18 protein-coding genes and 1 pseudogene are annotated in these 22721 nt (G+C 45.7%); 11 read left to right on the top strand and 8 right to left on the bottom strand.

Annotated elements, in window-relative coordinates; all coding sequences use genetic code 11:
* Positions 1-30: 30 nt before the first annotated feature.
* Positions 31-1767 (bottom strand): BCCT family transporter, encoded by a 1737-nt coding sequence (locus FKN16_RS20045; protein ID WP_114322813.1) that lies wholly within the window; start codon positions 1765-1767, stop codon positions 31-33.
* A gap of 319 nt (positions 1768-2086) precedes the next feature.
* Between FKN16_RS20045 and FKN16_RS20040 the strand changes: the two genes are divergently transcribed.
* From FKN16_RS20040 to FKN16_RS20015, 7 genes and pseudogenes are all read left to right on the top strand, one after another.
* Entirely contained in the window at positions 2087-3274 is a 1188-nt protein-coding gene (locus FKN16_RS20040; RefSeq protein ID WP_005392447.1) for an aromatic ring-hydroxylating dioxygenase subunit alpha, read from the top strand.
* Between the two features lies 1 nt (position 3275).
* Entirely contained in the window at positions 3276-4712 is a 1437-nt protein-coding gene (locus FKN16_RS20035) for an aldehyde dehydrogenase family protein (RefSeq protein WP_170903429.1), read from the top strand.
* Between the two features lie 142 nt (positions 4713-4854).
* Positions 4855-5016 (top strand): annotated as a pseudogene (locus FKN16_RS24615) (rubredoxin); the annotation flags it as partial.
* Positions 5005-6288 (top strand): FAD-dependent oxidoreductase, encoded by a 1284-nt coding sequence (locus tag FKN16_RS20030; RefSeq protein WP_249370561.1) that lies wholly within the window; start codon positions 5005-5007, stop codon positions 6286-6288. The pseudogene FKN16_RS24615 and the gene FKN16_RS20030, both read left to right, overlap by 12 nt.
* 12 nt (positions 6289-6300) lie before the next feature.
* Positions 6301-7617: an FAD-binding oxidoreductase gene (locus tag FKN16_RS20025; protein ID WP_170903427.1), complete on the top strand. Its 1317-nt coding sequence runs from the start codon at positions 6301-6303 to the stop codon at positions 7615-7617.
* Positions 7614-7964: an ethanolamine utilization protein EutQ gene (locus FKN16_RS20020; protein WP_025768531.1), complete on the top strand. Its 351-nt coding sequence runs from the start codon at positions 7614-7616 to the stop codon at positions 7962-7964. Before FKN16_RS20025 ends, FKN16_RS20020 begins: the two co-directional genes overlap by 4 nt.
* 402 nt (positions 7965-8366) lie before the next feature.
* Entirely contained in the window at positions 8367-10412 is a 2046-nt protein-coding gene (locus tag FKN16_RS20015) for an EAL domain-containing protein (protein ID WP_170903426.1), read from the top strand.
* Between the two features lie 67 nt (positions 10413-10479).
* Here the strand turns inward: FKN16_RS20015 and azu are convergent, their stop codons facing one another.
* The 3 genes from azu to norR form a co-directional block, all read right to left on the bottom strand.
* Entirely contained in the window at positions 10480-10932 is a 453-nt protein-coding gene (gene azu, locus FKN16_RS20010; protein WP_005392455.1) for an azurin, read from the bottom strand.
* 361 nt (positions 10933-11293) lie between these two features.
* Positions 11294-11944: an HAD family phosphatase gene (locus FKN16_RS20005; RefSeq protein WP_048625344.1), complete on the bottom strand. Its 651-nt coding sequence runs from the start codon at positions 11942-11944 to the stop codon at positions 11294-11296.
* Between the two features lie 88 nt (positions 11945-12032).
* Positions 12033-13565 (bottom strand): nitric oxide reductase transcriptional regulator NorR, encoded by a 1533-nt coding sequence (norR, locus tag FKN16_RS20000; protein WP_170903425.1) that lies wholly within the window; start codon positions 13563-13565, stop codon positions 12033-12035.
* 190 nt (positions 13566-13755) lie between these two features.
* Between norR and norV the strand changes: the two genes are divergently transcribed.
* The 3 genes from norV to FKN16_RS19985 are packed head-to-tail and all read left to right on the top strand — an operon-like array spanning position 13756 to position 16799.
* On the top strand, positions 13756-15258 hold the full coding sequence (norV, locus tag FKN16_RS19995) for an anaerobic nitric oxide reductase flavorubredoxin (RefSeq protein ID WP_170903424.1): 1503 nt from the start codon (positions 13756-13758) through the stop codon (positions 15256-15258).
* Positions 15259-15267: 9 nt separating this feature from the next.
* Positions 15268-16416 carry an NADH:flavorubredoxin reductase NorW gene (gene norW, locus FKN16_RS19990; RefSeq protein WP_170903423.1) on the top strand — a complete coding sequence of 383 codons (1149 nt, stop codon included), beginning with the start codon at positions 15268-15270 and terminating at the stop codon, positions 16414-16416.
* A 44-nt stretch (positions 16417-16460) separates the two neighbouring features.
* Complete coding sequence (locus FKN16_RS19985) at positions 16461-16799, top strand: DUF1971 domain-containing protein (RefSeq protein WP_114322822.1); 339 nt, start codon at positions 16461-16463, stop codon at positions 16797-16799.
* Between the two features lie 129 nt (positions 16800-16928).
* On the opposite strand, the gene manA is transcribed toward FKN16_RS19985, so the two are convergent.
* Together manA and FKN16_RS19975 are read right to left on the bottom strand one after the other, a co-directional pair.
* On the bottom strand, positions 16929-18161 hold the full coding sequence (manA, locus tag FKN16_RS19980) for a mannose-6-phosphate isomerase, class I (protein ID WP_170903422.1): 1233 nt from the start codon (positions 18159-18161) through the stop codon (positions 16929-16931).
* A 78-nt stretch (positions 18162-18239) separates the two neighbouring features.
* On the bottom strand, positions 18240-20147 hold the full coding sequence (locus FKN16_RS19975) for a fructose-specific PTS transporter subunit EIIC (RefSeq protein ID WP_170903421.1): 1908 nt from the start codon (positions 20145-20147) through the stop codon (positions 18240-18242).
* Positions 20148-20532: 385 nt separating this feature from the next.
* On the opposite strand from FKN16_RS19975, the gene FKN16_RS19970 reads away from it, so the two are divergent.
* On the top strand, positions 20533-21375 hold the full coding sequence (locus FKN16_RS19970; protein ID WP_006742228.1) for an AraC family transcriptional regulator: 843 nt from the start codon (positions 20533-20535) through the stop codon (positions 21373-21375).
* Positions 21376-21409: 34 nt separating this feature from the next.
* On the opposite strand, the gene FKN16_RS19965 is transcribed toward FKN16_RS19970, so the two are convergent.
* Both FKN16_RS19965 and FKN16_RS19960 read right to left on the bottom strand, forming a co-directional pair.
* Positions 21410-22186, bottom strand: coding sequence for a PTS sugar transporter subunit IIA (locus tag FKN16_RS19965; protein ID WP_170903420.1), 777 nt, complete (start codon positions 22184-22186; stop codon positions 21410-21412).
* A gap of 8 nt (positions 22187-22194) precedes the next feature.
* Positions 22195-22497, bottom strand: a complete 303-nt coding sequence (locus FKN16_RS19960) for a PTS fructose transporter subunit IIB (RefSeq protein WP_104970216.1) — start codon at positions 22495-22497, stop codon at positions 22195-22197.
* Positions 22498-22721: the final 224 nt, after the last annotated feature.

Raw genomic sequence — 22721 nt, 5'->3', positions numbered from 1 at the left:
TTGTTTGAATTGATTGGATGAAATGACGCACTAAGTGAGTGCTGGTCCTTGATTGAGTGTCGAATCATCTTTCAGCGAGGATGTTGAAGTAATAGGTTCAGAAGCTACCGTTTTGCTTTCAACAAGCGGTTCAACAGGACCATCAAGTTTCTCTTGTTCTGGGTGAACATGCTCAGGAAGCATTGCCCATGGCTTAGGTTCGCGTCGAATACTATGGAACAGCGTTAAGCTCATCACCGCGATAAAAATCGCGATAGGGAAACCGGCAATAATGGAGGCCGTTTGCATTGCTTTTAACCCTCCTGCGTATAGAAGCACTCCCGCAATGGCGGCGATCATGATCCCCCATAATACGCGTATTGACGTGGGAGGTTCACTGTGTCCAGCGGCATCGAGGGTACATAGAACCAAGGTACCTGAGTCCGCGGAGGTAATGAAATAAGTACCGAGTAATAAACACGCAAGCACGCTAAGGAGTTTACCAAACATACCTGTATCTAGGTTGTCGAATAGCGTAAACAAAGCGCGTGTCGTATCGGCTTTAGTCGCTTCAAGAATCGGGCCGCCAGAAAAATCTGCAGGTGGTGTTTGTTTTGCTTCTTGTGCCGCAGTGACTTGCTCTTGATGAGCAACACGAGCGTCTTGCTCTACCTTCAACGCTGCGCCACCAAATACTGAAATCCATAAAAAAGTGATTAGCGTAGGTACAATTAATGCACCACCGATAAGTTCACGTATTGTGCGCCCTTTAGAGATACGAGCTACAAACATGCCAACGAAAGGTGCCCAAGTCATCCACCAAGGCCAGTAATAAGCCGTCCACCAGTTTTGCCAGCCAGAGTCATTCTGTGCATCGCTCCATAAGCTCATACCGACAATGTTTTGTGCATAAAGCCCCGTGCTTTCAAGTAGCGTATTTAAGATATAGCGAGTTGGACCAATGTAAAGTACGACTAGCACGAGTGCGAGTGAAAGCAGCATGTTCCATTCTGATAAACGGCGAATACCTTTTCCTACACCAGATAGCACCGACGCAACCGCACAAGTACAAAGGGAAACGATAATAAAGAGTTGAATCCCCAAACTAATGTCTAGACCAAAGGCTTGATTCAAACCAGAGTTTATTTGGATAACTCCCATCCCCAAGGTTTGAGAGATACCGAAAGCAGTCACCGCGACTGTTAGGATATCAACCGTGTGTCCGATAGGCCCATAAATACGATCGCCAATCAAAGGGTACAAGATAGAGCGTAGGGTAAAAGGCAGATCTTTACGGTAGGAAAAGTAAGCTAATGCGAGTGCAACAATGATAAAGACAGACCAAGGATGTAGACCCCAGTGAAAGAATGTCAGTTTCATTGATGTTGTTGCGGCTTCATTGGTCAGGCCTTGAGTAAATGGGTTGTCAGCGTAATGCCACATCGGTTCGGCGACCGACCAGAAAATTAAGCCTATCCCCATGCCTCCGGAAAAAAGCATGGATACCCAAGACAAATAACTAAACTCTGGTTTTTCGTCATCTTTACTCAAACGAATATGTCCATATCGACTAACCATAAGATAAAGAAGAAAACCGACAACGAGTGAAACAAGTCCGATGTAAAACCACTTCATATTCTGCAGCAAAATGCCGGAAATCGTTTCGAAGTATTGGCCCGCTTGGTTGGCGAGAATGGCGCAGAAAAGTACAAAACCGATAACGACGATCTTTGATGCGATAGTCACAGTCGGATTGAGTCCTTTCAATATCCCAGATGTTGCTCTCATAGGCATCCCTCACAGTGCTTTTGTTTTAGCGTTATTGTTTGTTGCGTTATTGTTAATTTTTGGAAGAGAGTAGAGAGAGGGCTTTTGTGTTTCAACTGATTAATACTCATCGATTAATGAGTATTAATCATGACAAGAAGAACCTTGTTAATTAAAAGGTTATTTTGTTGTTTGAGATCAATGCACGAATGACAAAAACTCATCCAAACCCGGCGAAAAAGTCGTTTGTTTGTTGCTGGATTGTTAATCAAAATCATCTCCACTAACACAACACGATGTTGTACGCACTGGATGCAACTCGACTCTCGGAGATAAGAATATGAGCAATGTCAACCAAACCATTATTCCTGTTGAACTTGTTGATAATGTACTGAACCCAATCAGTGAAGCAACAGGAATGCCGAATCAGGCCTACACCAGCGAAGAGTATTTTACTTTTGAGCGTGATCAGGTGTTTGGTAACACTTGGGTATGCATTGGTTTTGCATCAGACCTGCTTAAAAATGGTTATGTAATGCCACTTGATTTCATGAATCTTCCACTACTCATGATGAGAAATCGTCAAGGTGAAGTCCAAGTCTTCCACAACGTATGTAGTCATCGTGGTATGAAGCTGGTGCATGAGGCAGGCGAAGTTCAAGGCATGATTCGCTGTCCTTACCATTCATGGACGTACGATCTTGACGGCAATCTAAAAGGCACACCACACATCGGTGGTATCGCAAAACACAAAGATGATCGATTTAAGTGTGAAAAACACGGCCTTAAGCCACTTCGTTCAGCCGTTTGGATGGACATGGTATTTGTCAACTTATCGGGCAATGCTGAAAGCTTTGAAGATCATATCGCGCCGCTAGAGCAACGTTGGCAGCAATTCTTAGGTGAAGATGGGTTAGGGCTTCTTCGCCGCGTGAACATGGGTGGCAACTTAGAGATCGAAGTGAAAAGTAACTGGAAGCTTGCCGTAGAAAACTACTGCGAGGCTTACCACTTACCTTGGGTGCATCCGAGTTTGAACAGTTATTCTCGCCTAGAGGATCACTACAACATCATGTTTGCAGAGCGCTTTGCTGGTCAAGGTAGTCTCGCGTACAACCTTTCTGATACAGCAGGAACACACTTACCTAAATTTCCAAGCTGGCCAGAAGATAAACTGCGTCATGCAGAATACGTTGCACTCTTTCCAAACGTGTTGCTTGGTATTCAAGCCGATCATGCCTTTGCAATGATGATTGAACCAATCACTGCGAATAAGAGTGTTGAGCACCTACGTGTTTTCTATGTGGGTGATGAAGCAACGAAAGATGAGTTTGCTGCGTGTCGTACCGCTACCGTTGAGTCGTGGCGAGTCGTGTTCGGCGAAGATATTGGAGCGGTCGAAGGTATGCAGGAAGGTCGTTACTCACCTGGCTTTAGTGGTGGCGTGTTCTCTCCAGAAATGGATGTTCCGACGCATTTCTTCCAAACCTGGTTGGCAAAGCAAGTGAAAGCGGCACTGGAGCAGTAAGATGATGCATTACCTTAATTATATTGATGGTGAGTGGTGCGATTCAGAGCAAGCGCTGACCGTCATGAATCCTGGCACAGCCGAAGCGTATGCGACGATTGCAGAAGCCACTATCACCGATGCCGATCGCGCAATGACAGCGGCACGCCGAGTGGTCAATCAAGGCCTTCTTTCGGACGTTCGTCCCGCCGTCAGAACCGAGTGGATGTTAAAAGCCGCCGCAGCTATTCGTGAAATGGTTGATGAAGGTGGGTTAGTTGCCTGTCGTGAAAATGGGAAATCTTTGCAAGATGCCAAAGATGAGTTTTTAGAATCGGCACGTTACTTCGAATACTACGCTGGCATGGCCGACAAGCTGGAAGGCACGTCAATTCCGTTGGGTAAAGACTATGTCGATTTCACTCAATATGTGCCGTTTGGCGTGTCGGTGCAGATTGTGCCGTGGAATTTCCCTGTCTCTATTTGTGCACGCTCATTGGCACCTGCATTAGCTGCTGGTAACGCAGTGGTGATCAAATCGCCAGAGATTTCTCCACTTGCCATGACGTTGTTGATTAAAGCGATTGAAAAAGCGGGCTTCCCAAAAGGCACGATTAACTTGCTATGTGGCAAAGGCTCAGTCGTTGGCAGTCATTTGGTGCAGCACCAAGAGGTCGATCAAATTGTCTTTACGGGTTCCGTTCCAACTGGCCAACGCATCCTGCAAGATTCAGCGCAACGCGCTACTCCATCGGTGATGGAGCTGGGTGGTAAATCGGCTGCTATCGCGCTGAAAGATGCGAACCTCGAAACACTTTTGAAAAGCGTTCAGGTCGGTATTTTCTTTAACGCTGGTCAAGTGTGTTCGGCAATGTCTCGTTTGCTGATTCAAAAAGAGCGTTATGAAGAAGTAAAAGCGGTGGTAGTGGAAATGGCAAAAAGCCTAACTATTGGTCAAGGCGAAAGCCAGCCGGACATCACACCGTTGGTATCGGCTGATCAACAAGCACGCGTGCTTAAAATGATAGAGCAAGCAAAAGCCGACGGCGCGAATATCCTGACGGGTGGCTACGCACCTGATCTATCGGGTTACTTTGTGGCACCAACAGTGATTGAAGCCACGCCAGATATGCGCATTGCACAAGAAGAAGTGTTTGGTCCTGTATTGGTGATTACACCGTTTGAAACTGAGCAAGAAGCAATCGAGATCGCGAATGGCACCGATTTTGGCCTGGTTGCTGGTGTCTTTGGTGAAAGCCTAAACCAAACATTGCGTGTGGCGCAGCAACTGCGTGGTGGGCAAGTGTTCATCAATGAATGGTTTGCTGGTGGTATCGAAACACCATTTGGTGGCGTGGGCTTGTCCGGGTTTGGGCGAGAAAAAGGACAAGAAGCGATATATAGCTACGTCCAGACACGCAATATTGCCATTCGTTTGCAGCAAGACAGCAACGTATAGCTACCGTGTAACTGTATTTTCATCACCTCGTACCGGCTTGGATTTCAGACCACAAGCTAGGGCGAGGTTGATGGAATCACAACAAACCTGACAGCGGTTTGTAAACACGGAAATTCTGAACAAGGTAGTTGGAGTATAAGTGATGAGAAAGTGGCTCTGTATTATTTGCGGCTTAATCTATGATGAAGCACAAGGTTGGCCATCCGATGGCATTGCACCAGGAACAGCATGGGAAGATGTGCCGGATGATTGGTTATGCCCCGACTGTTTAGTGGGTAAGGCCGATTTTGAAATGATCGAAATCACCGACGATGCGCCAGTAGAAGAGGTCGCGGCAGTGTCTTCGGTATCGGTAGGATCGTCTGTTCAGCCAAATACGGCTCAGCCACTTCCATCTGAAGTCACTCAACCTATATTTTCAGCTGACCCTATCGTTATCATCGGCAGTGGCCACAGTGGTTACCAGTTGGCAGCGGCACTTAGAGCACAATCTGAAACGGTTCCGATCACTGTCTTTACCGCTGATGATGGCGCACTGTACAGCAAGCCTGCCTTGTCTAATGCACTGGTCATGAATAAAGACGGCGACGCGCTGCAAAGTGAAAGCGCGTTGGAGTGGGAAAGCCGTCTCAATATCCGCGTTTACCCGCATACCCGCGTTGAACATATCGATCGTGCCAATTCAACGCTACATACCTCCATCGGTAAATACGCCTACAGTCGCTTGGTACTTGCAACAGGTGCATCACCGATTGAAATCCCAATTGAGGGTGATCGCTCTTGTGTTATGAGTGTGAACGACTTAGTTGATTACCGGCGTTTCAGAGCGGAGCTGCAAGACAAAAAGCGCATCGCAATCCTAGGTGATGGCTTAATTGGCTGTGAGTTCGCGAATGACCTGATCGAAAGCGGTTATGAAGTAACAGTTATCGGGTTAGGTCAATGGCCAATGGAGCGTTTGATCCCGCAACAGTTGGGTGAATCATTACAAAGTGCACTTGCAGATCGAGGCGTGCAATGGGCTCTACAAGACAGTATCGCCAGAATCGAGCCAAGGTCGGAATCTAGTGCGGTTTTGCATCTAAACAGTGGCAAGCAGATTGAAGCAGACCTAGTGCTAAGCGCGGTTGGGCTCAAGCCAAATGTATCGCTGGCTGAGCAAGCAGGGCTCGAAGTGGGCCGCGGCATTAAAGTGAATCAATTCGGCCAGACGAGTGATGAGAGTATTTACTCGCTAGGCGACTGTGTTGAAACCGAGCAAGGTTGGCAGCCGTATATTGCGCCGATTAATCAAATGATTCCTTCCGTAGCGAAAAGCTTGCTAGGCGATGTCGCGTCAATCTCGTTAACGCCAACTCCTGTGATTGTAAAAACGCCGATTCTTCCACTCACTATTTTCCCGGTTGCCCCGAACGAACTGGGACAATGGTATATCGAGAGTCAGGCAGATGAATTGACCGCTGCGTTTTATTCTCCTGAGGGAACGATGCTTGGCTTTGCGTTGCTAGGAAGAAAAGTACAGTCATTACGAGGTCCTTGGCTAGATCAATTGTCATTGAAACTGTCAGCAGCGTAACGGAGAAAGAAGATGATTCATTTACCCAATGATGATGCAACATGTGGTTGGTACCATGCGTTGCCAAGTATTCCAGAAAAACCAGCGTTAAAAGGTAAACAAACTGCTGACTATGCCGTGCTAGGTGCCGGTTTCGCTGGACTAGCTATGGCAAGACGTTTAGCTGAGCTTCAGCCTAACGCACGAATTATACTGATTGATGCGCAACGTATCGGCCAAGGGGCGTCAGGGAGAAATTCGGGCTTTGTGATCGATTTGCCTCATAAGTTTTCACTTGAGCATCCCGACCCTGAGCACAAACAAAAGTTATTATCGCTCAACCGTTCTGCGATTGCTCAGCTGGACACTTTAGTGTCGAAGCACAGTATTTCTTGTCAGTGGTCAGCAAAGGGCAAATATCAAGGAGCCGTAGGGGCGCGCGGTGAAGCGTATCTCGATCACTTTGAGCACCTAATGAAAGACCTTGGCGAACCATACTTCCATGTTAATGGTAGTGAGCTGGCGAAAGTCTTAGGGACAAATTACTACAGCCGCGCAATTTACACGCCAGGTGGTTATTTAATGCAACCTGCTGCTCTGGTGCGTGGGCTAGGGGAAAGCCTTCCAGAGAACGTCGAGGTGTTAGAAAACTCGCCAATCCGCAAACTCAGTAAAGAAAACGGTTACTGGGTATTACATGGAGATAGTGGTTCTGTTGAAACCACTGAACTGTTACTTGGCACCAGCATTTTTACTCGTGAGTTTGGTTACCTTAAAAACAGATTACTGCCAGTGATGACGTTTGCAAGCTGGACGCGTCCATTGACCGACGCAGAAATGCAACGATATGGAGGTGAGCTGAATTGGGGTTTAACTCCAGCAGATCATGCGGGAACGACGTTACGTATGACCGCCGATCGACGTATTTTGATCCGAAATACTTACAAACACGTGCCGAAATATGGCTCAAGCATGAACGATAAAGTCAGAGAGCAAATCCGAGACGATCATCGTCAAGTCTTTTTGGCGCGTTACCCCGAGCTGGCCGACATACCATTTACTCACACATGGGGTGGGGTATATGCCATCTCTCGTAACTTTACTAACTTTTTTGGTCAATTAGATGAAGGTGTTTATGCCAGCGCTTGTGACAATGGTGTTGGTGCTGCGTGGGGAACCATTTCTGGAACGCTGTTAGCTGACTATGTCGTAGGTGCGACATCTAAATCATTGGATGACATACAGCAAGTGACAGGGATGCCTTGTTTGAATCCGCCAGAGCCTTTTTTAGGCATGGGAGTAAAAACGCGTATCCAATTAGCAAAATGGCAAAGCCGGAGTGAATTATGAAGCAAGTCAAACTCGTTGATAGTAAAAACCTAGATTTCAATGTTCGTGGTGATACGCCTGGAATGGCGTATGTTGCCAGGGCGTTAAGCCCAGAAATTTCACCAAACATTGGCGTAGGCTTTGCTAAATGGGAAGGCGCTCAAGTGGCTTGGACGGTGCTTTATGATGAGGTTATTTTTGTGATTGAAGGCTGTTTCGAGCTGACCGCAAATGGTGAGACACATTTTGTGCACCCAGGTCAAATGCTGTGGATCCCGGAAGGAACCGAATTGGTTTATGGTGGGCATGCTCTATTCGGCTACGTGGTTCATCCAGGAAACTGGAAAGAGCTACACGGGATTGAATGATTTGTTTTACAGACGAGACTACGACTTGAAGTTCTACTCGTGCTAAATCAAAAATCGTTCACAGTGTATCTGAGCCAAATCAACTCGCTCGTCAAGGGCGTGTCACCGAAGCCTCCTTCTTGAAGTCATTAGGGTATATACATCAGTTTTAACGATAGCCATATCGAGATGCTTGGTATGGCTTTTATCGTTAAGGATAATAATCTCATTGGATCAAGGGGTATATAATCGTTAAATTGCACTTGCGACATCTTTGCACTGTGACTGGTAATTCAAACTATTGTTTTAGCCAATAGAAACACTAAAAATTATCCACCAAATAATACGTTACTGAGTCTGGCCGTTGCATTTACGGCTGCCTATTTCGCAGCCGATGATTATTACTTAATATAAGAACTCACCATGCACACTCGTCGTGAACGCGTATTTGATCCCCTTCATCGTCTAACGGTATTTACAGATAAATGGCGACTTGGATCTAAATCTTATCTTACTGATCTCGCATCTATTGCCTTATTGCTGTTACCGCTGACGCTATCTAACGCACTTGCCATCTTTCTTGGTCACGCTTCTAGAATCCTAGGGGTGTCAGAGGTTTCTCAGTTATTGTTCCATCTTTCTGATATTTTAATCAACTTATATCCCACAGCGTTTTGCATTGTGGCTGGTTACTATTTATCGCATAAAGTGAATGTGTCGAGCGCGATTATCATCATTTATTCGTTGGTCATGTTCTATTTAATTTCAATAGAGAATGACAGCCTTTCTAGTAATTACATGTTGCCGAATAACCCGTTATTAGCACTCTTTAGTGCAACAGTGTCATACGTTTATTGTAAAAGTTTCCGAATTGAGCTGCTTGATCCTCAAGCAATGGACTTCTCTTCTCGTCTTTTTAAAGATGTCTTACATTTTTTCGTATTCGTTTTATTTGCGGTTAGCTTATCTCATGTCACCGCAGCCGTGATGGATGCTTTTACTACAACAGTGGCTGGACTTAACTTTGATCCGCTGACGTTCACAGGAGGATTATTTTATCAATCCATCTTGAGCTTATTAGGAGCGGCGGGCATTAATGGTCATAACATGTTGTTTGCCATCAAGCAGCAAATATACGCTGCGACCGAAGCCAACATGGCTGCTTGGCAAACAGGCGAAGCGTCGCTTAACGTCATTAGCCAAGGTTTTTACGACGCATTTTTATCCATGGGCGGGTCAGGGAATAGCATTAGTTTACTCCTGTGTCTGTTATTGTTCGCTAAAGAGCGCAATCATATTTTACTGGCGTTAGCGGCAGCACCATTGGTGATGTTCAACATCAATGAAGTGCTGCTATTTGGCTTGCCTATCATCTTTAACCCTATTCTGGTCGTCCCATTTGTATTAGTGCCGCTGGTCAGTTTTATCATCACCTACTGTGCGATTGCCTCCGGCTTAATTGCGCCTGTTGAAAATATTGTGAACTGGATGACACCGCCTCTGTTGAGTGGTTATGTTGCAATGGGACATCATGCACAGGGGGCGATACTTCAACTGGTGGTGATTGCGATTGGTGTACTCATTTATCGACCTTTTTATCTAGCCTATGCAGGCAAATATGTGGGGCAGCTTGGTGTAAGTAATACTTACAATGGTTTAGAACAATCCCTATTTAAATCACTACTCAGTAGTGTGAAAGATGCGAACACATCGAGTATCAGCAAGTCATCCGCGCAGAAGCGTTTAACTTCCATTCTTCGTGAAGGCGAGTTGGTGATGTTTTATCAAAAGCAGCACTCAACAAAGGATGCGGAACAGTATTCTTACGAAGCGCTTATTCGATATAAAGATGAAGATGGAAACTTACTTTCACCAACGTTTATTGAAGATTTTCACCGGTTAGATGCCATGCCACTGCTCGATAAATTAGTACTCGAAAAGGTGTTGTCGGATATGAAGGAAATGGGATTATCTGAGCAGCGAAGAGTGGCCATTAATGTTTCTGTTGCTACCATTCAACAAGTGGATTTTGTTCAGCATTTACAAGGCCGGTTGGTCTATTTTGGAATCCCGGCTGAATGGCTTGAAATTGAAATTACTGAAGAAGCCGTATTAGACAATGAAGTTTCTTTAACTAACACCATGAAAGCTCTACAGAGTATGGGAGTTCGTATCACAATGGATGATTTTGGTACGGGCTACGCATCGTTTCCTCATTTGTTCAAGTATCCATTTAACAAGATTAAGCTAGACAGATCGCTGCTATTGGACGCTAACGATCATCGTGGACGGCAACTGTATCGATTGGTTGCTAAGTTAGGACATATTGCAAATTGCGAGGTCGTAGCGGAAGGGGGGGAAACGCAGTCTGACTATGACTTTGTGCGGTCAAGTGGGGTTGATAAAGTTCAAGGGTTTTACTTAGCAAGGCCTATACCTTTGGATGAGATTATCCATCGACGTGCTTAACTAAGGTGCAATAAAAAGGGAAGCGATGGCTTCCCTATAGTGAGTCTTGTTTTGACTTAGTTAGCTCTTACTTGAACTCAAATTTACCCTGCATGATCGCCCAGTGACCAGGGAACGAGCAGAAGAATGAGTAGTCGCCGCCAGCTTTCATTTTTTCAGTGCTGAAAGTAATGCTGGTGCTTTCACCGCCGCCAATCACTTTTGTGTGAGCGTATACACGGTCGTCATTTGGCTTCACGTAATTGTTTTCTGCACCTGCTGCCATGCCGTCCGTACCTACTGCTTGTAGATTAGCGGTATCTGCGATAACGACGTTGTGACCCATTGATTGTGCAGGCATTTTACCTGTGTGGTTTAGCGTCAGTTTTACTTCTTTACAAGTGGCTGGAACGCTCAGTGTTTTAGTAGAAAACTGCATCATATCGTTAGCATCTAGGGACACTTCACACTCGGCACTGGCTTGGGCACCAAAGCTCATTCCTACTAATGCGAAGGTTGCTGCTAATAAACGTAAAGACATATAACACTCTCCATTTTATATTTTGGGCTGACTTGGATTAATCTCATCCAATAGTTCTCATTATCAGCCAATTTTCACTCGAAAAACGTGCTTCAAGCGGTATATTGACGTTTTGTTGCAAAGTTGTACTGGTTAGTTCCACTATTTGATCACTCATAGGCCCTATTTCATGCGATGGCGTGAGGTAAATCAAAAAAGAAAGGAACACGCCCCGTACAGAGATAAGGTCTATCTTATTAAGCTTTGGAGCAGTATCTTGGTGTTTATTAGAAGTAGATTAGAGAAGGTGAGAGGAGAGGCTCAAACATAAAAAAGCTCAGCCAAATTGCTGAGCTTTAACAGTTAGAGCGGCAGTTTACGTTTAGCGATTTTGCTTCAACGCATCTAACGCTTCATGTAATGACGGCACGATGAAATGACCAAATTGTTTTACCTCTTTGCAAGGTTCAACTAAATCCGGAATCTGATAAGTAACCATATTCGCTGCCACGGCTGCGCGAACACCGTTATTGGAATCTTCAAAGGCCAAACATTGGCTTGGTTCTACATCCAGACGATTCGCTGCCAGCAAATAGATTTCTGGATCGGGTTTACCGTGGTTTACCTCGCAGCCTGTGGTGAGGTTGTCGAAGTACTTACTCAAACCCGCTAATTCCAGTTTGATTTTCGCCACCTCTTTTGCCGTAGAAGTCGCTACTGCGATTGGTAAGCCTTGTGCTTTCAGCCATTCTAGCAGCTCAACAACACCATTTTTCACTGGGATGGCTTGGTGTTTGACGACAGCATTGTAACGAGTACGCCATTCATGATGCAGGCGGTCTAGGTTCTCACCGTAGGCTTTGCGGAAAATTGCTTCAATACCTGCCGCATTACGACCAATGATCGACAGGTAAACATCTTCATAAAACGGAAGGTTTTGGACTTCACATGCTTCTTGGAAAATACGCATACAGACGCGCTCAGTATCAAGGAGCAAACCATCCATATCAAAAATAGCAGCTTGGTAGTTCATTACATTACAGACTTTTCGATTGTGATGGTGCATTTTGACATAAGCGAGATAGATTTTCTTGCGGAATTCAAACCGTCCGTATCCTTTTTTACTTTATACCTAGCCGTTTGGCTAAGCGATGTAAATTACCATTATCGAGTTCTAACTGACGTGCTGTTGCAGCCCAGTTTCCTTGATTCTGCTCTAGTGCTTTTACAATCATGGCTTTTTGGAAGGTGTCAGTGGCTTGCTTTAAACCAGCGTCTGACAGTTCAAATGAAGAGCTAGGTATACCTGACTCTTCAGTGGTGGGCTGATTGTTCGACGCTTTGATATCGAAATCTTGTTCCACCAATTCGATATCCAGCGATTGAGTTCTAGCTTTGGCAAGCACGCCCGCTCGTTTGATGACGTGTTCCAGTTCACGCACGTTGCCCGGCCAAGAGTAATCTTTAAGTGCTTGAACTAGAGTGGGAGAGAGTCGAACACTGTTCAGCCCCAACTTGCTGCGTAGTTGCTCTGCAAAGAAACCAGCCAGTAGCACGACATCGTCTTCACGTTCACGAAGTGGGGGAACATGAAGAGGGAATACACTCAAACGGTGGTACAAATCTGCTCTGAAACGGCCAGCTTTTACTTCTTCATGCAGAACACGGTTCGTTGCCGCCACAATGCGTGTGTTGACTCGAATATGTCGGTCATCCCCAACACGCTGGATATCGCCATATTGCAATGCGCGAAGTAGCTTGGCTTGTAACTCCAGAGAAAGTTCGCCAACTTCATCCAAGAATAGTGTGCCGCCGTCGGCTTGCTCGAACTTACCTTTCCGATTACTGATAGCACCAGTAAAAGCACCTTTGATATGACCAAAAAGTTCACTCTCTGCGACAGATTCAGGTAACGCGGCACAGTTTAAGTACACCAAGGTATTATTGGCTCGGTGAGAGCGATGATGAATTGCGTTTGCGACGAGCTCTTTACCAACCCCTGTTTCACCCATTATCAACACTGATAGCTCGGTATCTGCCACCGCATCGATTTGCTCTTGAAGTGCTTTCATCCCAGCAGATTTGCCAATGATTTCGTTGCTCAAGGTGCGTTTCTCAGTGTAAGACTTACGTGGCAAGCTTGCTTGTGTTTCTAACTGCTCCAGTAGTAGAGCAGTGTGCAAGCCCCCCGCGGCTAACGCACTTACAAAGCGTAGTTCTTGATTGAGTAAACCATCGAACTGATTCGGGTCGAAGGCATCAATAGTGATCGCGCCAATCAATTGATCGTCGATCAACAAAGGGAGACCAATACATGAATGGACGTGCAGCTTGTCGTCGAGGTTCGGAATTAACCCGTCATAGGGATCGGGTAAGTCGCTATTCGATGGAAACCGTACGATATCGCCAGCGCGTGCAATGGCTTCCAATCTCGGGTGTTGGTTTATAGAAAAACGGCGTCCCAATACTTCCTTTGCTAAGCCATTGATAGCCAGCGGCTTAAAGTGCTGATCTTCATACAAAAGAAGAGCAGAAGCATCACATTTTAATACCTCTCGAATCGTGGTTAATAAGGTATCGAAGCGAGCCTGTTGAGTGAGCGCCGAGTTAAGGTCTTGCGTGATGTGTAGCCATTGCGCGATTAAAGAAGTCATAGCCAATACCAATTGTGTCAATATGACCATTGTAGTGTCTTAATGACAATTTTCAACTGTGTCTAAATGACAGTTTTTAAAGTTTTATTTTAATTAAATTATTGAAATATATGGTAATTAAAAGTTGGCATGCCCAGTGCAGTACAAGAAGAGATTATTTTTGTTTATCCCGTCATTCAAGGTAGTAATTATGACAATTCACGTAAAAAACAACATCCACTGGGTAGGTCAACGCGATTGGGAAGTTCAAGATTTCCATGGTACAGAATACAAAATGACAAAAGGCACCAGTTACAACAGTTATCTAATTCGTGAAGAGAAAACCATACTGATCGATACGGTCGATCATCGATTCAGCCAGCAATTTATCCAGAACCTAGAAATGGAAATCGATCTTAAGACGATCGATTTTATCGTCGTGAACCATGCAGAGGAAGATCACTCGGGCGCATTGTCTGCATTGATGGAGAAGATGCCGAACACGCCAATTTACTGTACGGAAGCGGCGATTGATTCGATTGTTGGCCATCACCATCATCCCGAATGGAACTTTAAAACGGTAAAAACGGGTGACAGCATCGATATTGGTAACGGTAAGCAATTGGTGTTTGTGGAAGCGCCAATGCTGCATTGGCCAGACAGCATGATGACATACCTAACTGGCGATGCAGTGTTATTCAGTAACGACGCATTTGGTCAGCACTACTGCGATGAACGCTTATTCAATGATGAAGTGGATCAAAATGAGCTGATGGAACAGTGTTTGCGTTACTACTCAAACATTCTAACGCCGTTCAGCAGCTTGGTAACAGCCAAAATCAAAGAAGTACTGAGCTTCAACTTGCCTGTCGACATGATTGCAACTTCACACGGTATTGTGTGGCGCGATAACCCAGTCCAAATCATCGAACAGTATCTAGAGTGGGCGGATAACTACCAAGAAGATCGTATTACCATCTTCTACGATTCTATGTCGAACAATACCCGAATGATGGCGGACGCGATTGCACAGGGCATTCACGATGTCGACCCGGGTGTCGCGGTTAAAGTCTTCAATGTGTCTAAGCACGATAAGAATGAAATTCTCGCCAATGTGTTCCGCTCAAAAGGCATCTTGGTTGGTTCGTCTACCATGAATAACGTCATGATGCCGAAGATTGCTGGCATGCTGGAGGAGATCACTGGTCTTCGTTTTAAAGCCAAGAAAGCCGCTGCCTTTGGTAGTTATGGCTGGAATGGTGGTGCGGTAGACCGTATCCACGCACGGTTGACCGACGCGGGTTTTGAAACGGCAGTCAGCCTGAAAACTAAATGGCGACCAGATGGTAAAGCGATGCGTGAGTGTCGTGAACATGGCAAGAGCATCGCGAAATTGTGGGCGAAACATTCACTAACAAGCCCTGTTGCGTCTCCGATGATGGCTGCGTCTGCACCGCAAGTTCAATCACAGCCCGTTGTACAAGTAGAAACGCAAGCCGTGGTCGAAAGGGAGCTTATTAATCCAAGCTCAGAAGTACATCCATCAGATTGCCAGTGCATGATTTGCACAGTTTGTAACTGGGTGTATGACCCTGCTCAGGGTGAGCCTAATCAAGGAATTGAAGCGGGTACCACGTGGTCAGACGTTCCGGACTACTTCCTCTGCCCTGAATGTCACTTGGGTAAAGATGTATTTGTTGAGTTCAAGGGGTAAGGAGCTGTGATGCAAGCACCAATTGTAATCATAGGCAGTGGCTTTGCTGCCTATCAACTGGTTAAAACTGTGCGTCGAATGGATGCACAGGTGTCAATTCAAGTATTCACCGCTGATGACGGTGCGGAGTATAACAAGCCCGATTTGAGCCATGTGTTCAGTAGAAAACAGACCGCGAGGGATCTGGTAGTAAAAACGGGAGAAGCTTTTGCCCAAGAGCACCATATCGAGTTATTAACCCACACTAAAATTGAGAGTGTGGATACGCAAGCCCAACAAGTGGTAGCAGATGGACAAGTTTATGCGTACTCCAAACTGGTTTTTGCAACGGGCGCGAAAGCTTTTGTTCCTCCAATGCGAGGTGATGCTTCTGGCGATGTCCTAACGCTCAATTCGTTACAAGAGTATCAGCTCGCAGAAGAGAGAATCAGTCAAGCAAAGCGCGTAATGGTTATCGGTGGTGGTTTGATTGGCGTTGAGATTGCAATGGATATTGCGAGCAGCGGTAAAGCCGTTACGGTGGTTGAATCAAACCAACGCTTGCTTGCCAATCTTATTCCTGAGTTTGTGGCGTTGCCTCTGGAAAGCCAACTTAAGCAACAAGGCATTCAACTGGCGTTGGGAAATGGGGTTGTTGAGGTGAATCGTACCGCCGATTCGTTGGTAGCGATTTTGAACAGCGGTGAAGTGAGCGAGATTGATGTAGTGATTTCTGCCGCTGGCTTGCGTTCAAACACTCAATTAGCGAATGCTTGTGGACTAGAGGTTGGGAAAGGCATTGCTGTCGACGCTAAGCTGCAGACTTCTGCGAACAATGTATTCGCTCTGGGCGATTGCGCCGAGATACAAGGGCGCATGCTTCCATACCTTCAGCCAATCGTGTTGAGCGCTAATGTTTTAGGTAAGCAGTTGCTTGGGCAGGAAGCGCAATTGAAGTTGCCGCCAATGATGGTAAAAGTCAAAACGCCGAGTTACCCAATTCAGCTTGCCGGGGACTTCAGTGCTGTCGCGAATTGGAATGTGCAGATTTCTCAATCTGGCATCGTGGCAAAAGCTGAAAATGAACAAAGCATATTGACTGGGTTTGTTGTGACGGGCGAGCAAGTGGCTCAGGCTTTTCCGTTACTGCGTGAACTGTCTCAAGTCGCGCAATCGTAACTCGCTTCAAGCAGCACAATTTTATATTCAAAGAGGGTATAACCATGTCACATCTTCGTATTCCGAAAGACTGGACGGTTCAACGTTCGACGCCATTTTTTACCAAAGGCAGTGTGCCTCCAGCTCTTCTAACTCATCACAACACAGCCGAAGGCGTGTTTGGGCAGTTATGCGTAATGGAGGGGCAAGTCACCTACTATGGTTTTGCTGATGAATTCACGACAGAGCCTGAAATGGTCGTCGTGATCAACGCAGGTCAGTTCGCGACAAGCCCGCCACAGTATTGGCATCGTATTGAAATGAGCGATGATGCACAGTTCAATATTAACTTTTGGTCGAATAAAGATAAAAGTGGACAAGCGATGTTCCACGCTAAGCAGTAAACCTTTCTAGACAATTTGATTATTGCGTGAATTTATCGGGAAAAGCGCATATTAAGTAAAAGAGCAGAGACGTTTCTCTGCTCTTTTTTGCTTATTGGCAGTAACGACATGCAAACTTAATCAGCGATATTAACTGTAAGCCCGCGCCACACGACCTTCGCAATTCAAACTGTATTGTTTGGCGTAAGCTGGGATGAAAACAGATTGGCCTTTATCTACTACACACGTTTCACCATTTGCGTGTGTAATCACGAGCGGGGAATCTAGCGGCAACAGGATTTCTGCGGTTCTTACATCAAGCGTTCGTTGGTTGGCTTGTTTTACAATCGCGAATTTGAAATCGTCGACGGGAATTGGGTATTCCAACATGTCGTCGTTTTCGATTGGTTCAAGCAGTAGGGTGTCGAATGGTTTTTCTTCGAAGCGTGTGCAAGCAACGAGTTCTTTTATATCCATATACTTCGGCGTTAAACCGGCACGTAGCACGTTGTCTGAGTTCGCCATGATCTCAAGCCCCGTACCTTTCAAGTACGCGTGTGGCGTTTCTGCATCCAAGAACATCGCTTCGCCTGGTTTCAGCGTGATGACGTTGAGTAGCAAGGGCGCAAACAAACCAATGTCGCCCGGGTATTGCGCTTCTAACTCCAAGATCAGGTTGAACAGAGGTAAGTCGGTGATGCGAGCTTGAGCCAATAGCACCGTCAACGCCATCTCTTTCTGTTCGCCTTCCAGTGATAATAGACCGGAGAAGAAGCTCGCCAATCCTTTGGAAGTTTGATTGTCGATAAGGTCATCCACCAAGCTTTGCAGCTCAGGAATCGCCAGCTCAGAGAAGAAGCTGATGATTTCACTTGTTGGGCGGAAGCCATTCATCGCTTGGTATTCGGTTAGCGCGTAAACCAATTCTGGTTTGTGGTTTGGATCTTTGTAGTTACGGTTTGCAGCGGTTAGGGGAATGCCTTGTTTTTCTTCCAGTGCAAAACCTAGTTCTGCTTGTTGCTTGTTTGGGTGCACCTGAATCGACAGCGCTTTCTCGGCGGCAAGCACTTTAAACAGGTATGGAAGTTCACCAAAACGGTTTGCGACTTCTTCACTCAGAAAAGCATTCATGTCTTGAGCAATCAGTAAAGAGAGTTTGGTCTCCTCGCCGTTTACCATCACCACTGAGCAACCGTTTGGATGCGCGCCCATCCATACTTCTGCTTGTGGTTCGCCCGTTGGGTTTTCAATGCCAAACAGTTGGTTAACAGAAGTAGTACTGCCCCAAGCGTAGTTTTGAATCACGTTGTTCATCAGGAAAAACATCGTATGCTTAGCTTGAGTTTGAATCGTTTGTGTATCGGACATCGTTAAATCAGACATAGAGTGTCACCATGCGAGAAAATCATGGCTTAGGCGACATTGCCCAAGCCATAGGAGCCATTTGGGGGAAGGGGATGATTAAGCGGCTGCTTGCATCATTTTTGCTTTACGCACTTTCTTCAACGTTACACACGTTACTGCGGTAACCGTTGCGCCAGCTGCCATACTAATCAGAGCAAGGACTGGGTGGTTCATTGCGCCAAGTAGAGCGACAACTGGACCACCGTGAGCAACGCTGTTGGTGATGCCGAATGAGAACGCCATTACTGCCGCCACCATTGAACCAAGTACGTTTGCAGGAATCACTGACATTGGATCTTGTGCTGCGAATGGAATCGCACCCTCAGAGATTCCCACCAGACCCATTGCGCCTGCGGCTTTGCCCGCTTCGGTTTCTGATTCTTCGAACAGGTCGAACTTACGGCCAAGCGCCGTTGCCATTGCCATACCTAGAGGCGCAACTGGAATTGCACACGCCATCGCACCCATAAATTGAGTTTGACCGCTCGCAATCATGCCTACAGAGAATAAGAATGCGACCTTGTTGAATGGGCCACCCATATCGAAGCCAGCCATACCACCAAGTACGATACCCAATAGAACTACGTTACCTGTGCTCATGCTAGTTAGTAGCGCAGTCAGGCCGTCCATTAGGCTTGCGATTGGCGCGCCGATAACGAAGATGAATAGACCTGCGATGAACAACGAACCTGTGATTGGCGCAATCATGATTGGCACCAAAGGTTGAATAAACTTGTGGTAGTTAATCGACGTAATCCACTTCACGAAGTAACCCACAAGCAGGCCTGCGATGATGGCACCGATAAAGCCTGTACCTGCGTCTGCGCCGTAGAAAGAACCGTTGTTTGCAATCCAACCACCGATCAAGCCAGGAGTTAGAGCAGGGCGGTCAGCAATCGCGTAAGCAATGTAACCCGCTAGAATTGGGATCATCAGCGTAAAGGCAACCACACCGACGTTGAGGATTTGGTTCCACATGCTGCCTTCAGGGATGGCCATGCCCGCTTCACTTGGCTGACCGCCGATTGCAAGAGCAAGTGCAATCAACAGACCCCCTGTTACGACGAAGGGGATCATGTGTGATACGCCGTTCATCAAGTAGCGGTAAAGGTCAGAGCGAGCCTGAGAGGCTTTGTTTGCAACAGAAGTTTGCGCATTGCTGCTTGCTTCTGCTTGGTATGTCGGAGCACTTAACGCTTCATTAATCAGTCCTTGAGCATCGCGGATTGGGGCTTTTACGTTGGTTTTAACCACGCGTTTGCCCGCGAAGCGGTTCATGTCGACTTGTTTGTCACAGGCGACGATGATGGCATCTGCACGCTCGATTTCTTCTGCGGTTGGGCTGTTTTTCACACCGATTGAACCGTTCGTTTCAACCTTGATTTCGTAACCCATCGCCGCTGCACCTTTCTCTAGCGCTTCTGCTGCTAGGTAAGTGTGGGCAACGCCAGCAGGACAACCAGTAACACCAATGATGAAACCTTGGTTTGCTGGAGCATCTGTCACTGGTTGCGGTTCTTCTTTAGCAAGAAGGAGTGCCAGTGCGTCGTGGCTGTTTGTTGCGCCTAAGAACGCATCGATGAAACCATCTTCAATCAGTTTTGAAGACAGTTCTGCAAGTACTTCGATATGGTGGTTATCGCCACCGTCTGGAGAAGCTATCATGAAGAACAGTTTTGAAGGCAAGCCGTCTTCCGCGCCGTATTCGATACCTGATTTGCTTACGCCGATCACAACCGCTGGTTCAATCACAGCTGCGCTTTTCGCGTGTGGAATTGCCACGCCATCTTCAAATCCAGTATTTCCTAATTCTTCACGTGCTTTTATATCTGCAAGAAATTGTGTTTGGTCAGAAATACGACCTTGGGCATGAAGAACGGCAACCAGTTCTTTAAATACGTCTTCTTTTGAAGACGCTTTAAGATCAAGATTAATTAAGTCTTCATTTATTAGTTTGGTGATCATTGTCGAACCCCTATAAATATAATTTTTATTTCAGGGGTATTTTTAAATTACTGATAAAAAGACTGTAGTGAAGAAAAAATGCATTTACTGGAGGATTGTAACCGACTAACTATAGTGTGATTTAGATCGTTCACTGGACAAATCTAGCTGCATATCTGTGACATGATGGATAAGAAGCAAAATGATAAGTGAAATGTGGCTTTGCTCCCATTTGAAAAGGGATTGAGTGTTGTTGATAGAGTTTTTGTTACTGGAAATTTGATGCGTTAACTGGATTTTTGTAACATTAAAATGGAAGTGTGATTTTGCTCAATAGCACAAAAGTTCAGTCCGGTGTATATCTATAGTAAATAGCATCATTGATGCATATATAGAGTGTGAGACAATGATTTTTCATGATTTAATTTCAGCGGTATTAAATGAAAGAGAGCCATTTCATAATATTTGGTTTGCAGGAGATTTTCATACGCCGCCTGAATTTAGCTATCAAGTTAATTTCCCTCGCCTAGAGTTAGTTCTGGATGGGGAATATATTAATGAAATGGAAAGTCATGATCGAAAAGTAACGCACATCGTTGCTAAAAAAGGCGATGCGATATTTATTCCACCTAACTGTTGGAATAAACCAGACTGGGATACCGATTGTTCAGTGTTAAGTATTTTGTTTGGGCGTCGACAACTTGGGTTGAGTTTGGTGAGCAAACGCAAAGGTGAGGCAAACTTTTACGATATTCAAAAGCATAGCATTCAAACGCGCTCAGGATTTGCGATAGATAACATCTTAGAAGCGTTGAGCTCACTGGCTCGTGAGAATACTAAAAAACCAATGGATGAGCTTTTACTACAAGCATTATTGCAATACGCGAAGACGATGTTGGATGCACCAGTCGAGCAGCAGTCACATAGCCGTGTGCAAGATCTCTATCAAGGGATCTGCATCTACATTCAAGAGAACTTCCATCGCCCAATCACGCGTGACAGCATTGCGTCGAGATTCAGTATTTCCTCGAACCATTTGTCGCGCTTGTTCCGTCAGCAGGGGCACATGACCTTGGCAGACTACATTACTTGGGTACGCGTGGATCGTGCGAAGTTTATGCTCAAGAAATACAACTTCAAACTCAATGACGTGTCAGTGCGCTGCGGATTTAAAGACGTGAACTATTTCTGCCGAGTATTTAAGAACCGTACAGGCAGAACGCCGACGGAATATCGTGGTTCGATTTAAGCCTTCAGTCAGAGTGCGTAAATCATAGAAAAGTTTAGGCGAGCAGCCTCGACATGGCGTACATCAGCAGCGCCTGTAAGTCGACGCTGCTTTTTGTTAGTAGTAGGCGTTCCGCCATTTGATCGGTAAGCAGGTTTCTTGTGAGGTTAGTGGCCGCAATGATCTGTTCTCGGGTCGGCTTTTCTGGCATCACCAGTGCTATAGCCAGATGAACATCACCCATCTTCGAAGCCCAATCCATCGACTTTTCATTCGCAATAACAGCAATAGAAATATGGTCAACACCTGAAAACATCACGTGTGGTAGAGCGATCCCCGGGGTCACGCAAGTTGATGAACGTTCTTCACGTTTAATAAAAGCAAGAATCAGTTCGTCGGGATGAATGGGGTGGATGAGCTGAGCTAGTCCTTTAAGGCATTCAAACTTGGTGAGCGCGGTATGCGCTTTGGCGTACTGCCATTTGATTTCACAAGGTGGGCAAATTTGCGGTAAACGCTCGGCCAGTTGGCTAGAAAACTCATAGTTGATATGAGATCCCACCACAGTAAAGTGTTCAGCAATCATGTCTTTTATGACGAAGCAGGCCAGCTCTGCGTCAATGCCAATCGCTGTGATTTGACACAAATCACCTTGTTGTAGACCTGCTTGCAAAATCGCCACGGACTTGGTGAGTTCCGCAACACGATTTTGCGTTACATTAATGATATGTAAGGTACTTTTGAACTTCTTTGCCACTCGATTGAGTGGCTGAGCAAGGTGCGCACTGGCATTTGCATTATCGACGAAAAAGGTGATTTGGTATTCGTTCATCTGCAAATTTAGTCGCGGCAGTGGACGAGGAATACTTTGTCGACGTTCAGCAAAACCTCTTCAATGGGGATTTGAATTTTGCGCGTCCCTTCGAATCGGCCTAGTTGTTCTATCTCAATATCCGACACGATCAAAACCCGATCCGCTTGAGCGATATCGTGAGGAGTGAGCTGATTTTCTATCCCCATCGCACCTTGCGTTTCTACTTTAATTTGCACGTTATGTTTTGGCGCAGCTTTCATTAGTGCATCTGCTGCCATATAAGTATGAGCGATGCCTGTAGGGCATGCTGTCACCGCTACGATTTTCATGTTCTATCCATTTTATTTTTTGTGGATATTAGCACAGCCACCGCAGATTGAATTGATTTGAGCTGGATTAACGCAAGAGCTCTATCACAGTTTTAATCTCATGTTACATTAATCCAGTTAATGCACTTTTAGTCCTATATATCAAAGGGTAGGCACTGGTTAATCTATGCCCAAATAAAATGAGTAGGAACACATACGAGCCAGGGGATCCTGTATCTCAAACT

It is taken from the genome of Vibrio sp. 11-4(1), from assembly GCF_013048625.1.
Lineage (GTDB): Bacteria > Pseudomonadota > Gammaproteobacteria > Enterobacterales > Vibrionaceae > Vibrio > Vibrio diabolicus.
This window is presented reverse-complemented; position numbering and strand designations above follow the sequence as displayed.